Source organism: Citrobacter sp. GW821-FHT07H02 (genome assembly GCF_059418505.1).
Genome location: NZ_JBWKPZ010000008.1, coordinates 133,708 through 148,153 on the forward strand (window position 1 = coordinate 133,708; position 14,446 = coordinate 148,153).

General features: G+C 52.5%; 11 protein-coding genes, 2 tRNA genes and 1 other RNA gene. 8 read left to right on the forward strand and 6 right to left on the reverse strand.

Annotated features, from left to right (window positions below; translation table 11 throughout):
* Positions 1–196 precede the first annotated feature (196 nt).
* Genes AC07NP_RS11160 through narI form a run of 4 tightly spaced genes read left to right on the forward strand, consistent with a single transcriptional unit; the run spans position 197 to position 6,856 of the window.
* On the forward strand, positions 197–3,940 hold the full coding sequence (locus AC07NP_RS11160) for a nitrate reductase subunit alpha (protein WP_494660514.1): 3,744 nt from the start codon (positions 197–199) through the stop codon (positions 3,938–3,940).
* Positions 3,937–5,472 carry a nitrate reductase subunit beta gene (gene narH / locus AC07NP_RS11165; protein WP_192612424.1) on the forward strand — a complete coding sequence of 512 codons (1,536 nt, stop codon included), beginning with the start codon at positions 3,937–3,939 and terminating at the stop codon, positions 5,470–5,472. The genes AC07NP_RS11160 and narH overlap by 4 nt, the downstream gene beginning before the upstream one ends.
* Positions 5,469–6,179, forward strand: coding sequence for a nitrate reductase molybdenum cofactor assembly chaperone (narJ, locus tag AC07NP_RS11170; RefSeq protein ID WP_494660515.1), 711 nt, complete (start codon positions 5,469–5,471; stop codon positions 6,177–6,179). Before narH ends, narJ begins: the two co-directional genes overlap by 4 nt.
* Complete coding sequence (gene narI / locus AC07NP_RS11175; protein WP_494660516.1) at positions 6,179–6,856, forward strand: respiratory nitrate reductase subunit gamma; 678 nt, start codon at positions 6,179–6,181, stop codon at positions 6,854–6,856. The genes narJ and narI overlap by 1 nt, the downstream gene beginning before the upstream one ends.
* A gap of 226 nt (positions 6,857–7,082) precedes the next feature.
* Here narI and AC07NP_RS11180 read toward each other — a convergent pair.
* From AC07NP_RS11180 to AC07NP_RS11200, 5 genes are all read right to left on the reverse strand, one after another.
* A non-coding RNA gene (locus tag AC07NP_RS11180) (RtT sRNA) lies at positions 7,083–7,206 on the reverse strand.
* A gap of 41 nt (positions 7,207–7,247) precedes the next feature.
* A tRNA-Tyr gene (locus tag AC07NP_RS11185) sits at positions 7,248–7,332 on the reverse strand.
* A 26-nt stretch (positions 7,333–7,358) separates the two neighbouring features.
* Positions 7,359–7,443: transfer RNA gene (locus AC07NP_RS11190), tRNA-Tyr, on the reverse strand.
* A 158-nt stretch (positions 7,444–7,601) separates the two neighbouring features.
* Positions 7,602–8,444, reverse strand: a complete 843-nt coding sequence (purU, locus tag AC07NP_RS11195; protein ID WP_203361000.1) for a formyltetrahydrofolate deformylase — start codon at positions 8,442–8,444, stop codon at positions 7,602–7,604.
* Between the two features lie 53 nt (positions 8,445–8,497).
* Positions 8,498–8,953, reverse strand: coding sequence for a YchJ family protein (locus AC07NP_RS11200; RefSeq protein ID WP_494660517.1), 456 nt, complete (start codon positions 8,951–8,953; stop codon positions 8,498–8,500).
* Positions 8,954–9,065: 112 nt separating this feature from the next.
* Here AC07NP_RS11200 and rssA point away from each other — a divergent pair, with 112 nt between their 5' ends.
* The 3 genes from rssA (at position 9,066) to galU (ending at position 12,185) form a co-directional block, all read left to right on the forward strand.
* A complete protein-coding gene (gene rssA, locus AC07NP_RS11205) occupies positions 9,066–9,971 on the forward strand; it encodes a patatin-like phospholipase RssA (protein ID WP_203361268.1) in 906 nt (301 codons plus the stop codon).
* A gap of 90 nt (positions 9,972–10,061) precedes the next feature.
* A complete protein-coding gene (gene rssB, locus AC07NP_RS11210; RefSeq protein ID WP_203361001.1) occupies positions 10,062–11,075 on the forward strand; it encodes a two-component system response regulator RssB in 1,014 nt (337 codons plus the stop codon).
* A 201-nt stretch (positions 11,076–11,276) separates the two neighbouring features.
* The gene (gene galU, locus AC07NP_RS11215) at positions 11,277–12,185 is read left to right on the forward strand and encodes a UTP--glucose-1-phosphate uridylyltransferase GalU (protein ID WP_203361002.1); all 909 of its coding nucleotides are present in this window, start codon (positions 11,277–11,279) and stop codon (positions 12,183–12,185) included.
* Positions 12,186–12,321: 136 nt separating this feature from the next.
* Here the strand turns inward: galU and hns are convergent, their stop codons facing one another.
* A complete protein-coding gene (gene hns / locus AC07NP_RS11220) occupies positions 12,322–12,735 on the reverse strand; it encodes a histone-like nucleoid-structuring protein H-NS (protein WP_192612418.1) in 414 nt (137 codons plus the stop codon).
* Positions 12,736–13,595: 860 nt separating this feature from the next.
* On the opposite strand from hns, the gene tdk reads away from it, so the two are divergent.
* A complete protein-coding gene (tdk, locus tag AC07NP_RS11225; RefSeq protein ID WP_203361003.1) occupies positions 13,596–14,213 on the forward strand; it encodes a thymidine kinase in 618 nt (205 codons plus the stop codon).
* Positions 14,214–14,446 lie beyond the last annotated feature (233 nt).

Genomic DNA, 14,446 nt, shown 5'->3' on the forward strand with positions numbered 1-14,446 from the left:
ATTATCTTTAATTTCAATTATTTAATCTGATTGTTGTTATCCCACTTTGGGGGTAGTCATTGATTTCACTCTGATTTTCAACCCCGCCCGCCTTGATCGTTATCAATTCTGACGCCCTTTCAGAGCGTTACCTTCGCTGTTAATCAAGCAATGTCGATTTATCAGAGAGCCGTCAGGCTCCCACAGGAGAGAACCGATGAGTAAATTCCTGGACCGGTTTCGCTACTTCAAACAGAAGGGCGAAACCTTTGCCGATGGGCACGGCCAGCTTCTCGAAACCAACCGGGACTGGGAGGATGGATACCGCCAACGTTGGCAGCACGACAAAGTAGTGCGTTCAACCCACGGGGTAAACTGCACCGGCTCATGCAGCTGGAAAATTTATGTGAAAAACGGTCTGGTGACCTGGGAAACCCAGCAAACCGACTACCCGCGTACCCGTCCGGATATGCCAAACCACGAACCGCGCGGCTGTCCACGCGGCGCGAGCTACTCCTGGTATCTCTACAGCGCTAACCGCCTCAAATATCCGCTGATGCGTAAACGCCTGATGAAGATGTGGCGTGAAGCGAAAAAACTGCACAGCGATCCGGTTGACGCATGGGCCTCTATCATTGAAGACGTCGATAAAGCCAAAAGTTTCAAACAAGCGCGTGGTCGCGGTGGATTTGTTCGCTCTTCCTGGCAGGAAGTGAATGAGCTGATTGCGGCATCCAACGTCTATACCGTGAAAACCTACGGCCCGGATCGCGTGGCAGGCTTCTCGCCCATCCCGGCGATGTCGATGGTCTCTTACGCATCTGGCGCACGTTACCTCTCTCTGATTGGTGGCACCTGCCTGAGCTTCTACGACTGGTACTGCGATCTGCCGCCCGCATCTCCGCAGACCTGGGGCGAACAGACCGACGTACCGGAATCGGCTGACTGGTACAACTCCAGCTATATCATCGCCTGGGGTTCTAACGTTCCTCAGACTCGTACCCCGGACGCCCACTTCTTCACCGAAGTTCGCTACAAAGGGACGAAAACCGTTGCGGTAACACCGGATTACGCCGAAATCGCCAAACTGTGCGATCTGTGGCTGGCACCGAAGCAGGGGACCGATGCGGCAATGGCGCTGGCAATGGGCCACGTGATGCTGCGTGAATTCCACCTCGACAACCCCAGCCAGTACTTCACGGATTACGTCCGTCGCTACACCGATATGCCAATGCTGGTGATGCTGGAACAGCGTGACGGTTATTACGCGGCGGGTCGTATGCTGCGTGCCGCCGATCTGGTCGATTCGCTCGGTCAGGAAAATAACCCGGAATGGAAAACTGTCGCCATCAACAACAATGGCGACATGGTGGCACCGAACGGCTCTATCGGTTTCCGCTGGGGCGAAAAAGGTAAATGGAACCTCGAACAACGCGACGGGACGACGGGCCAGGAAACGGAACTGCAGCTCAGCCTGCTGGGTAGCCAGGATGAGATTGCCGACGTCGGCTTCCCGTACTTTGGCGGCGAGGGCACCGAGCACTTCAATAAAGTGGAACTGGAAAATGTTCTGCTGCACAAACTGCCGGTAAAACGCCTGCAACTGGCGGACGGCACCAGCGCGCTGGTCACCACCGTTTATGACCTGACGATGGCCAACTACGGTCTGGAACGCGGCCTGAACGACGAAAACTGCGCGACCAGCTACGACGATATCAAAGCGTACACCCCGGCGTGGGCAGAACAGATCACCGGCGTACCGCGTGCGCAGATCACCCGTATCGCCCGTGAGTTCGCCGACAACGCAGACAAAACGCACGGCCGCTCGATGATTATCGTCGGTGCCGGTCTGAACCACTGGTATCACCTCGATATGAACTATCGCGGGCTGATTAACATGCTGGTGTTCTGCGGTTGTATCGGCCAGAGCGGCGGTGGTTGGGCGCACTATGTCGGTCAGGAAAAACTGCGTCCGCAGACCGGCTGGCAGCCGCTGGCATTTGCTCTCGACTGGCAGCGTCCGGCACGTCATATGAACAGTACGTCGTACTTCTATAACCACTCCAGCCAGTGGCGCTATGAGACGGTCACCGCGCAGGAGTTGTTGTCGCCGATGGCGGATAAATCCCGCTACAGCGGTCATCTGATCGATTTTAACGTTCGCGCTGAACGCATGGGATGGTTACCGTCTGCGCCGCAGCTTGGCACCAACCCGCTGACTATTGCTGAAGAAGCAAAGAGAGCCGGGATGACGCCGGTGGATTACACCGTTAAATCCCTGAAAGAGGGTTCGATTCGTTTTGCCGCCGAACAGCCGGAAAACGGCAAGAACCATCCGCGTAACCTGTTCATCTGGCGCTCTAACCTGCTCGGCTCTTCCGGTAAGGGCCACGAGTACATGCTCAAGTATCTGTTGGGCACCGAGCACGGTATTCAGGGGAAAGATCTCGGTCAGCAGGGTGGCGTAAAACCTGAAGAGGTGGAATGGCAGGATAACGGTCTCGACGGCAAACTGGATTTGGTGGTGACGCTGGACTTCCGTCTGTCGAGCACCTGTCTCTATTCCGACATCGTGCTGCCGACCGCCACCTGGTATGAAAAAGACGACATGAATACCTCGGATATGCATCCGTTTATTCATCCGCTCTCCGCCGCTGTTGACCCGGCCTGGGAGTCAAAAAGCGACTGGGACATCTACAAGGCCATCGCGAAGAAGTTCTCGGAAGTCTGCGTAGGCCATCTGGGTAAAGAAACCGACGTCGTGACACTGCCCATTCAGCACGACTCCGCCGCCGAACTCGCGCAGCCGCTGGACGTGAAGGACTGGAAAAAAGGCGAATGCGACCTGATTCCGGGTAAAACCGCGCCGCACATCATGACCGTTGAACGTGACTATCCGGCCACCTACGAACGTTTCACTTCTATCGGCCCGCTGATGGAGAAAATCGGTAACGGCGGTAAAGGGATTGCCTGGAACACTCAGAGCGAAATGGATCTGCTGCGTAAGCTCAATTACACCAAAGCAGACGGCCCGGCGAAAGGCCAGCCGATGCTCAACACGGCGATTGATGCGGCAGAGATGATCCTGACCCTGGCACCGGAAACCAACGGTCATGTGGCCGTGAAAGCCTGGGCGGCGCTCAGCGAGTTTACCGGTCGCGACCATACGCACCTGGCGACCAATAAAGAAGAGGAAAAAATTCGCTTCCGCGATATTCAGGCCCAGCCACGCAAAATTATCTCCAGCCCGACCTGGTCAGGACTGGAAGATGAACATGTTTCTTACAACGCCGGCTACACCAACGTTCATGAGCTGATCCCGTGGCGTACGCTGTCTGGTCGCCAGCAGCTGTATCAGGATCACCAGTGGATGCGCGACTTCGGTGAAAGTTTGCTGGTCTATCGTCCGCCAATCGACACCCGTTCGGTGAAAGCCGTGATGGGCGAGAAATCCAATGGCAACCCGGAGAAAGCGCTTAACTTCCTGACGCCGCACCAGAAGTGGGGGATCCACTCCACCTACAGCGACAACCTGCTGATGCTGACGCTCTCGCGTGGTGGTCCGATTGTGTGGATGAGCGAAACCGATGCCAAAGATTTGGGCATTGAAGATAACGACTGGATCGAAGTCTTTAACAGCAATGGCGCATTGACCGCGCGTGCGGTGGTAAGTCAGCGCGTACCGGCCGGGATGACCATGATGTACCACGCGCAGGAACGTATCGTGAACCTGCCGGGTTCCGAAATTACCCAACAGCGCGGCGGGATCCATAACTCGGTCACCCGTATTACGCCGAAGCCAACCCACATGATTGGCGGCTATGCGCAACTGGCCTACGGCTTTAACTACTACGGAACCGTCGGCTCAAACCGCGATGAATTTGTGGTGGTCCGTAAGATGAAGAACATTAACTGGTTGGATGGCGAAGGCAATGACCAGGTACAGGAGAGCGTAAAATGAAAATTCGTTCACAAGTCGGCATGGTGCTGAATCTCGATAAGTGCATCGGCTGCCACACCTGCTCAGTCACCTGTAAAAACGTCTGGACCAGCCGTGAGGGCATGGAGTACGCCTGGTTCAACAATGTGGAAAGTAAACCCGGCGTCGGCTTCCCTAATGACTGGGAAAACCAGGAGAAATGGAAGGGCGGCTGGATCCGTAAAATCAACGGCAAGTTGCAGCCGCGCATGGGCAACCGCGCGATGCTGCTCGGTAAAATCTTTGCGAATCCGCATCTGCCGGGCATCGATGATTACTACGAGCCGTTTGACTACGACTATCAGAACCTGCATACCGCGCCGGAAAGCAAACACCAGCCGATCGCGCGTCCACGCTCACTGATTACCGGTAAGCGGATGGACAAAATCACCAGCGGGCCAAACTGGGAAGAGATTCTGGGGGGCGAGTTTGAAAAACGCGCCAAAGACCAGAACTTCGAAAATATGCAGAAGGCGATGTACGGTCAGTTCGAAAACACCTTCATGATGTACCTGCCGCGTCTGTGTGAGCACTGCCTTAACCCGGCGTGCGTGGCGACCTGCCCGAGCGGCGCTATTTATAAGCGTGAAGAAGACGGCATTGTATTGATCGATCAGGACAAATGCCGCGGCTGGCGCATGTGCATCACCGGTTGCCCGTACAAGAAGATCTACTTCAACTGGAAGAGCGGTAAGTCCGAGAAGTGCATCTTCTGTTATCCGCGTATCGAAGCCGGTCAGCCGACAGTGTGCTCTGAAACCTGCGTTGGCCGTATCCGCTACCTCGGAGTGCTGTTGTACGACGCCGATGCCATCGAAAGCGCCGCCAGCACCGAGAACGAAAAAGATCTGTATCAGCGTCAACTGGATGTGTTCCTCGACCCGAACGATCCGGCGGTCATTGAACAGGCGCTGAAAGACGGTATTCCGCTGAGCGTGATTGACGCGGCGCAGCAGTCGCCGGTCTACAAAATGGCGATGGACTGGAAGCTGGCGCTGCCGCTGCATCCGGAATACCGCACGCTGCCGATGGTCTGGTACGTACCGCCTCTGTCACCGATTCAGTCAGCGGCGGATGCCGGAGAGCTGGGCAGTAACGGCATTCTGCCAGATGTGGACAGCCTGCGTATTCCGGTTCAGTACCTGGCGAACCTGCTGACCGCAGGTGATACCCAACCGGTGCTGTTGGCGCTGAAACGGATGCTGGCGATGCGTCACTACAAACGTGCGGAAACCGTTGACGGCAAAGTGGACACCCGTGCGCTGGAAGAGGTGGGCTTAAGCGAAGCGCAAGCCCAGGAGATGTACCGTTATCTGGCGATCGCCAACTACGAAGATCGTTTTGTAGTGCCGAGCAGCCATCGTGAGCTGGCGCGTGATGCCTTCCCGGAGAAAAGCGGGTGTGGCTTTACCTTCGGCGACGGTTGCCACGGTTCCGACACCAAACTTAACTTGTTCAACAGCCGCCGCATCGATGCTGTCGATGTGACCCGCAAAACGGAGCCGCACTCATGATTGAACTCGTCATTGTTTCGCGTCTGCTCGAGTACCCGGATGCTGCCCTCTGGCAGCATCAGCAGGAACTTTTCGATGCACTCGCGTCATCTGAAAACCTGGATAAAGAAGATGCCCAGGCCCTCGGTGTCTTCCTGCGAGACGTCACCGCACAGGACATCCTGGATGTCCAGGCAAACTACAGCGAGCTGTTCGACCGTGGTCGTGCCACGTCTCTGTTGCTGTTTGAACATGTGCATGGTGAATCCCGCGATCGTGGTCAGGCAATGGTTGATCTGCTGAATCAGTACGAGCAGCACGGTCTACAGCTCGACAGCCGCGAGTTGCCGGACCATCTGCCGCTGTATCTGGAGTATCTGGCACAGCTGCCGAAGCACGACGCGCTGGGCGGGTTGCAGGATATCGCGCCGATTCTGGCACTACTGGGCGCACGCCTGCAACAGCGTGAAAGTCGTTATGCGGTGCTGTTCGATCTGCTGCTGAAACTGGCAAATACGACTATCGACAGCGACAAAGTGGCCGAAAAAATTGCCGATGAAGTTCGCGACGATACGCCGCAGGCGCTGGATGCGGTCTGGGAAGAAGAACAGGTGAAATTCTTTGCCGATAAGGGCTGCGGCGAATCTGAAATCTCCGCTCACCAGCGTCGTTTTGCCGGTGCCGTTGCGCCGCAATATCTGAATATCACCACCGGAGGACAGCACTAATGCACTTCCTTAATATGTTCTTCTTTGACATCTATCCGTACATTGCAGGGTCGGTATTCCTGGTTGGCAGTTGGTTGCGGTATGACTACGGTCAGTACACCTGGCGTGCAGCGTCCAGCCAGATGCTGGATCGCAAAGGTATGAACATGGCCTCCAACCTGTTCCACTTCGGGATCCTGGGCATTTTTGCCGGTCACTTCCTCGGCATGCTGACGCCGCACTGGATGTATGAAGCCTGGCTGCCCATTGAAGTGAAACAGAAGATGGCGATGATTGGCGGCGGCGCGGCGGGCCTGATGTGCCTCGTCGGTGGCGTGCTGTTACTCAAGCGCCGTCTGTTCAGCCCACGCGTGCGGGCGACCACCACCGGTGCCGATATCTTGATCCTCTCCCTGCTGGTGATTCAGTGTGCGTTGGGTCTGTTGACCATCCCGTTCTCTGCTCAACATATGGACGGGAGCGAGATGATGAAACTGGTCGGCTGGGCGCAGTCTGTGGTGACCTTCCACGGCGGTGCGTCAGCGCATCTGGAGGGCGTGGCGTTTATTTTCCGTCTGCACCTGGTGCTGGGGATGACGCTGTTCCTGCTGTTCCCGTTCTCACGTTTGGTACACATCTGGAGTGCGCCGGTTGAGTATCTGACGCGCAAGTATCAGGTCGTGCGCGCACGCCGCTAATCGGTGAATGGTGTAAGGCTAAACCCTGCTTCGGCGGGGTTTTTTTATGGGGTGGTGCAACCTGAATTGAATTGTCGGATGGCGCTATGCTTATCCGACCTACATGATGGAGATCTTGTAGGCCCGGTAAACGAAGTGCCACCGGGCAAAGATGATGTTTTCCGCCAGGGTAGAATAAATGGAGAACACAGAAATTTGATGTGGCTGCAGTGCAACAGAGAAGTGATGCTGATGGGGGAAGGATTACTCAGCGCTTCGCCCTTCGGGTCGTTGCCTGCGGCAACGCTTTCTCGCTGCACTCGAATCGAACCTTAGTCGAAGCTTCTCATCCTTCCCCATTGGGAATATGAAATATTGCGTAAGTATGGATGTCTGGATTTTTTCTGGAAGATGGTGGCGGGGGAAGGATTCGAACCTTCGAAGTCGATGACGGCAGATTTACAGTCTGCTCCCTTTGGCCGCTCGGGAACCCCGCCAGGGGTATGATACTTGAGCGTTGAGATGGTGGTGGGGGAAGGATTCGAACCTTCGAAGTCGATGACGGCAGATTTACAGTCTGCTCCCTTTGGCCGCTCGGGAACCCCACCACGGGGTAATACTGGTTACTGGCCTGCTTCCTTGTGGGAAGCGGGGCGCATCATATCAAATGACGCGCCACTGTAAAGCATTCCGTTGATAAAAATAAACCAATCGTCTGATTTTTACGCGTTAAGCCGTAAAGGTAACCAATTAATTTATCTATCGATTAAAGAATAATCGTCCGGTTACCGTAAACAAACACGCGCTGAGCCAGCACCTGATACAGTGCGCGGCTTAATACGTTCTTCTCTACGTCGCGTCCGGCGCGCATCATGTCTTCTGCCGTGTAGGTGTGATCCACATGAATCACGTCCTGCATGATGATGGGACCTTCGTCCAGGTTGTCATTCACATAATGCGCGGTTGCACCGATGATTTTGACGCCACGCTCATAGGCCTGGTGATAAGGACGCGCGCCAATAAAGGCAGGCAGGAACGAATGATGAATGTTGATGATCTTATTCGGGAAACGTGAAACAAACTCAGGCGTCAAAACGCGCATATACTTCGCCAGCACCACATAGTCAGGTTGATGCGCGTCAATGGCATCCGCCATCTTCTGATCGTGCTCTTCGCGAGTTAATCCCTCATGGCTCACCAGCTCAAACGGGATCTCAAAACGTTCAACCAGTGAGCGTAACGTTTCGTGGTTGCCAATGACGGCGGCGATCTCAACATCCAGCCCACCATAGTTGGCTTTCATTAACAGATCGCCCAGACAATGTGCTTCCTTAGTGACCAGAATAACAACGCGGCGACGTCCGGCCAGATTCAGTTCGCGAACGGAACCTTCCGGCAAGGCGCCGTCCAAATCGGCGAGCAGCGTGGAGTCATTAAAAATGCCTTCCAGTTCAGTGCGCATGAAAAAGCGACCGGTACGGTGATCAACAAACTCATTGTTTTGCACAATGTTTAATTCGTGCTTGTAACAAATGTTGGTGATACGCGCTATAAGGCCCTTCTGATCGGGGCAGATAGTACGCAAAACTTTTCGTTGTAGTGAATGCATTGCCGGGAAAATCCTGTTGAGAGTGTTTGCTGTTTCGTTGCTGTCGGATGTGTTTAACCACAGCACTTTTTGAATTTTTTACCTGACCCGCAAGGGCAGGGATCATTTCGACCAAACTGAGGACGCGTACCATCAATATAATACCATTGGCCGTTTTCTTTTAAGAAACGTGAGCGCTCAATGATGGCGCCTGTTTTTCCTTGCTCGGAAAAGCGGGCGACAAAGCTTACATAGCCTGTATTGTCCGTTTCAGAGTAACTGTGTTCAAAAACGGTCAGACCCAGCCACTCTGTGTGGGCAAATCCGGCGCTGATATCGTCGCGAAACGCTGCCGCGCCACATGAGGGATGCCAGGTTCTGATTAAATAATCTGCGTCTTTCATCACAAAAGCGCAGTAGCGAGAACGCATGAGTTGTGACGGATCGAGTGCAACTTGCTCGCCAGACACAACAGGGCGGCAACATAGGCTATACTCGACATCGCTGCCGCAGGGACAAAGCTGAGACACAATCATCTCCCTGGAATAAAAAAAACGGCGTACAAACGCCTGGGTAGCACTATGTTAACTGAGCCGTGGCGATGTTGCCACGTCTTGAAGCCATGGGAAGTCTTTCGTGACAATGAGAAAAATTAAAATAGGGCTGGCGCTAGGTTCCGGCGCAGCACGAGGGTGGTCCCATATCGGTGTTATCAAGGCGCTAAAGCACATGGGCATTGATATCGATATTGTCGCGGGATGCTCTATTGGGTCGCTTGTTGGCGCCGCTTATGCCTGTAATAAATTGACCGCGCTTGAGCAGTGGGTATGCTCATTCGGCTACTGGGATGTGCTACGCCTGATGGATCTCTCCTGGCGCAGAGGCGGACTTTTGCGGGGTGAACGCGTATTCAATCAATACCGCGAGATCATGCCCGCCGACGATTTTGAGCACTGTACTCGCCGTTTTGGCACCGTCGCAACCAATCTCAGCACCGGGCGGGAGTTGTGGTTTACCGAGGGCGATTTGCACCTGGCTGTGCGCGCCTCCTGCAGTATGCCAGGCCTGATGGCTCCGGTGGCCCATAATGGTTACTGGCTGGTCGATGGCGCGGTGGTTAACCCCGTTCCTGTCTCTCTGACTCGCGCGATGGGGGCCGACATTGTTATTGCCGTTGACCTTCAGCACGATGCGCACCTCATGCAGCAAGACCTTCTCTCTTTTAATGTCAGCAATGACGCTGATGACAGCGAGGATACGCTTTCCTGGCATGCACGTTTGAAAGAGCGTCTGAGCAACATGACCTCCCGACGCGTCGAAAGCGCGCCAACGGCCATGGAGATCATGACAACCTCTATTCAGGTGCTGGAAAACAGACTTAAGCGCAACCGAATGGCGGGCGACCCGCCGGATATTCTGATTCAGCCGTTTTGTCCGCAGATCTCCACACTGGACTTCCACCGTGCCAGTGCCGCCATTGCGGCAGGGCAGTTGGCGGTCGAGAAAAAGATGGATGAGCTTTTACCCTTGGTGCGTACAGACGTTTGACACACCTTTTACGAACACTTAAGCAAAATCTGACAGGCACGAGTGGCAATAGCATGCCACTATTGATTAAAGCCAGTCAGGGGAGAGAACATGACGCAGCCATTGGTCGGAAAACAGATTCTTATTGTTGAAGACGAGCCTGTTTTTCGCTCGCTTCTCGATTCCTGGTTTTCCTCATTGGGAGCGACGACAGCGGTAGCCGCAGACGGTCTGGATGCACTTGAGTTACTCAGTACGTTCACCCCCGACCTGATGATTTGCGACATCGCCATGCCGAGAATGAATGGGCTCAAACTGGTTGAGCATATGCGTAACCGCGGCGACCAGACGCCGATTCTGGTTATTTCCGCGACCGAAAATATGGCTGACATTGCTAAAGCACTGCGTCTGGGGGTTGAGGACGTGTTGCTTAAGCCAGTGAAAGATCTTAACCGTCTCAAGCAAGCCGTTTTCGCCTGCCTTTATCCCAATATGTTTAATTCCAGGGTTGAAGAAGAGGAGCGGCTGTTTCGCGACTGGGATGCGCTGGTCGATAATCCACCGGCAGCGGCAAAATTACTGCAGGAACTACAGCCGCCGGTTCAGCAGGTTATTTCTCATTGTCGGGTAAATTATCGCCAACTCGTTGCTGCCGACCAACCCGGCCTGGTGCTCGATATTGCGCCGTTATCTGACAGTGACCTTGCCTTTTATTGTCTTGATGTTACTCGTGCGGGCGATAATGGCGTTTTGGCGGCATTACTGCTGCGGGCGTTATTTAATGGTCTGTTACAAGAACAGCTGGCGCATCAGGATCATCGCTTACCCGAATTAGGTACACTGCTGAAACAAGTTAATCATCTGCTGCGGCAAGCCAATTTACCGGGACAGTTTCCGCTATTAGTCGGTTATTACCATTGTGGGCTTAAAAATCTGACACTGGTTTCTGCAGGGCTGAACGCAACGTTAAATACACCAACGCATCAGATACAGATCAGTAATGGCGTTCCGCTAGGGACGTTAGGTAATACTTATCTAAACCAATTAAGCCAGCGCTGTGAATCCTGGCAGTGTCAAATTTGGGGGGCCGGAGGACGGCTTCGCCTTATGTTGTCTGCGGAATGAGCAAACGAGAAGGCGGACTGAAATTGACATACCTGCTTTACTCTTCGGGTGCTACTATCAGCGCCAGATTTTTGCGAATTTATCTTAATTATACGAACGCGCGTCCTTTTCGGAGTTGGGGTTTGTTCCACGACTGATATACTCGGATGCGATACAGATTGATGAACACGTTCAATACATGAACAGTCCAGGAGAATTTAAATGGCTGCCCTTAATACGAAAGTCAGAAAAGCCGTTATCCCGGTTGCGGGTTTAGGAACCAGGATGTTGCCGGCGACGAAAGCCATCCCGAAAGAGATGTTGCCGCTGGTTGATAAGCCATTAATTCAGTATGTCGTAAACGAATGTATTGCCGCTGGCATCACTGAAATTGTGCTGGTAACCCATTCTTCCAAAAATTCAATTGAAAACCATTTCGATACCAGTTTTGAGCTGGAAGCGATGCTGGAAAAACGCGTTAAGCGTCAGTTGCTGGAAGAAGTGCAATCTATTTGCCCGCCGCATGTAACCATTATGCAGGTCCGTCAGGGGCTGGCGAAAGGTTTGGGTCATGCCGTATTGTGCGCGCATCCGGTCGTTGGCGATGAACCTGTCGCGGTCATTCTGCCGGACGTGATTCTCGATGAGTTTGAATCTGATTTGTCCCAGGATAACCTGGCTGAAATGATTCGTCGCTATGACGAAACCGGTAGCAGCCAGATCATGGTAGAGCCCGTTGCTGACGTTACCGCGTACGGCGTGGTCGATTGCAAGGGCGTAGAGTTAGCGCCGGGCGAGAGCGTGCCAATGGTCGGTGTCGTTGAAAAACCGAAAGCGGACGTTGCGCCGTCCAATCTGGCGGTTGTGGGACGTTATGTCCTGAGCGCTGATATTTGGCCACTGCTGGCGAAAACGCCTCCAGGTGCCGGGGATGAAATTCAACTGACCGACGCGATTGATATGCTGATCGAAAAAGAGACGGTTGAAGCTTACCATTTGAAAGGCAAAAGCCATGACTGCGGTAATAAATTAGGTTACATGCAGGCGTTCGTTGAATATGGCATTCGCCATAATACCCTTGGTGCTGAATTTAAAGCATGGCTTGAAGAAGAAATGGGTATTAAGAAGTAAGCCAGACGGTATAAATCCCGACAAAACGGCGCTGAACACTCAGCGCCGTTTTTTTTCGCCAGTAAGATGACGACGGGTAAAGTACCCCTAAAAAAAATCCCGCCATTGGCGGGATTTTAAGCAAACAGGTGATGAATTATTCCTGAATCAGGAAATCGTCCAGTTGTTTACCTTGTTCTTCCATTGCTTTTTTGATCACTGCCGGTGTACGACCCTGGCCAGTCCAGGTTTTAGTTTCACCGTTCTCGTCAACATAGCTATATTTAGCAGGACGAGCAGCACGCTTAGCTTTGGTGCCAGTTTTAACAGCAGCCATGCTATTCAGGAGTTCGTTCGGGTCAATACCGTCAGCGATCAGCATTTCACGATACTGTTGCAGTTTACGGGTACGCTCTTCAACTTCAGCAGCGGCAGCGCTTTCTTCTTCACGGCGCTCGTTAACAACAACTTCTAATTTCTCCAGCATTTCTTCAAGCGTCTCAAGGGTACATTCTCTTGCCTGCGCACGAAGAGTACGGATGTTGTTCAGAATTTTAAGTGCTTCGCTCATTTTTGTAATCTCAAACTTATATTGGGGTGGTTTGTTGAGCTAATAATAGAGCGATAAATTCAGATGTGCAATAGCCAGTAATGTAAGGAATTCAAAATTGCTCTTTATTTACGACAGTCTTTAAATATCCGAACTTAAATTTTTCTTGAAGGGACGCACAAAAAAGAGCTTATTGGTTGCGATGTTACTCCGGGCAGGGTGCTAAACTTCAGCGATTAGAGTCACATTTTATCGTGTTGGAATAGTATCGCATTGCAGTAATTTCAACCTTTTGTATTAGTTTTGCTTACCGAATTCACCTATTACTTTGGGGTAGATATGAGGAACAGTAACAATAAGTACAGGGTTTAGATAATGAAGCGGATGTTAAGTAAAGTTGATGAATGTCTAAAGCACAAATTGCGAAGATGGCGTACAACCTAAATAATTCGGGGTACAGGAAGTCAGCGATGTGCGTCAAATTCGGCAGAATGAATCTTAACAATCAGAGGTTGGCCCGGATGCGCGGCGTCTTGTTACTCATTCATCCCTGGAGATACTGGCATCGTCAAGTTGAGCAGCGAGAAGGGAACCCGGCTGTGAGGTATTGCTGACAAACAGGCAACCTTAAGTATGGCGAGTATATCATCGGGTGGTGTTTGTTAGCGCTTATATATACTTCAATTTATTCACAAACAACATGTCAGAAACACGGAAAGTTGCTTGAGAACAATATCTGTGCGTGCCTGTAATGAATGTGGGCAGTCATCCGAACAAGACTGTGACGTCAGGCGTGTATACAATTCCTGAAGCCGACAGGCGCGAAAATTATGATAGAATCCCCCGGATTTTTATTTCTCTCAGGTGAGGGCCTGCGGCTAATGGCACAGCTATATTTCTACTATTCGGCAATGAATGCGGGTAAGTCGACTGCATTGCTGCAATCTTCATACAATTATCAGGAACGAGGGATGCGCACCGTCGTGTATACGGCGGAAATTGATGACCGCTATGGTGCCGGAAAAGTCAGCTCACGTATTGGGCTGTCCTCACCCGCTAAGTTGTTTAACCAGAATTCATCATTGTTTGAAGAGATTCGTGCGGATAACGCACAACAGCCAATACACTGCGTACTGGTTGATGAGTGTCAGTTTCTGACCCGCCAGCAGGTCTACGAATTATCAGAGGTCGTTGACCAACTTGATATTCCGGTTCTGTGTTATGGATTACGTACTGATTTTCGTGGTGAGCTGTTCGGCGGTAGCCAATACCTGCTTGCCTGGTCGGACAAACTGGTGGAATTAAAAACCATCTGTTTTTGTGGCCGTAAAGCGAGCATGGTTTTACGCCTTGATCAGGCTGGCAGACCTTATAATGAAGGTGAACAGGTTGTTATCGGCGGCAATGAACGCTACGTTTCCGTGTGTCGTAAGCATTACAAAGAAGCGCTTGAGGTAGGGTCTTTGACGTCTATTCAGGAAAAGCATCGATACGACTAATACAGGCTCCTCCTACGCGATGAAACAAACAGGGTAGGTTGTTGGCTATCACAAACCGCTTCTGCCCTGAAACCTCTTCTCTCGTTGTTCCCTGACGTTCCCCTGTAAGATCCCGCGCAATGCTCGTATATGAGGGTATCTGCCTTCATACCCATTGTGATCCTACCCACGTAATGTGGACACGGCCCTAAGCGAGGTTCTGGTTTTCAAACTGTTCCGGGCTGAGTCCGCCA

Bases quoted from the DNA above. Each gene is read 5' to 3' on its own strand.
- AC07NP_RS11160 (WP_494660514.1), top strand. From the start codon at position 197: ATGAGTAAATTCCTGGACCGGTTTCGCTACTTCAAACAGAAGGGCGAA.
- narH (WP_192612424.1), top strand. From the start codon at position 3,937: ATGAAAATTCGTTCACAAGTCGGCATGGTGCTGAATCTCGATAAGTGC.
- narJ (WP_494660515.1), top strand. From the start codon at position 5,469: ATGATTGAACTCGTCATTGTTTCGCGTCTGCTCGAGTACCCGGATGCT.
- narI (WP_494660516.1), top strand. From the start codon at position 6,179: ATGCACTTCCTTAATATGTTCTTCTTTGACATCTATCCGTACATTGCA.
- purU (WP_203361000.1), bottom strand. From the start codon at position 8,444: ATGCATTCACTACAACGAAAAGTTTTGCGTACTATCTGCCCCGATCAG.
- rssA (WP_203361268.1), top strand. From the start codon at position 9,066: ATGAGAAAAATTAAAATAGGGCTGGCGCTAGGTTCCGGCGCAGCACGA.
- rssB (WP_203361001.1), top strand. From the start codon at position 10,062: ATGACGCAGCCATTGGTCGGAAAACAGATTCTTATTGTTGAAGACGAG.
- galU (WP_203361002.1), top strand. From the start codon at position 11,277: ATGGCTGCCCTTAATACGAAAGTCAGAAAAGCCGTTATCCCGGTTGCG.
- hns (WP_192612418.1), bottom strand. From the start codon at position 12,735: ATGAGCGAAGCACTTAAAATTCTGAACAACATCCGTACTCTTCGTGCG.
- tdk (WP_203361003.1), top strand. From the start codon at position 13,596: ATGGCACAGCTATATTTCTACTATTCGGCAATGAATGCGGGTAAGTCG.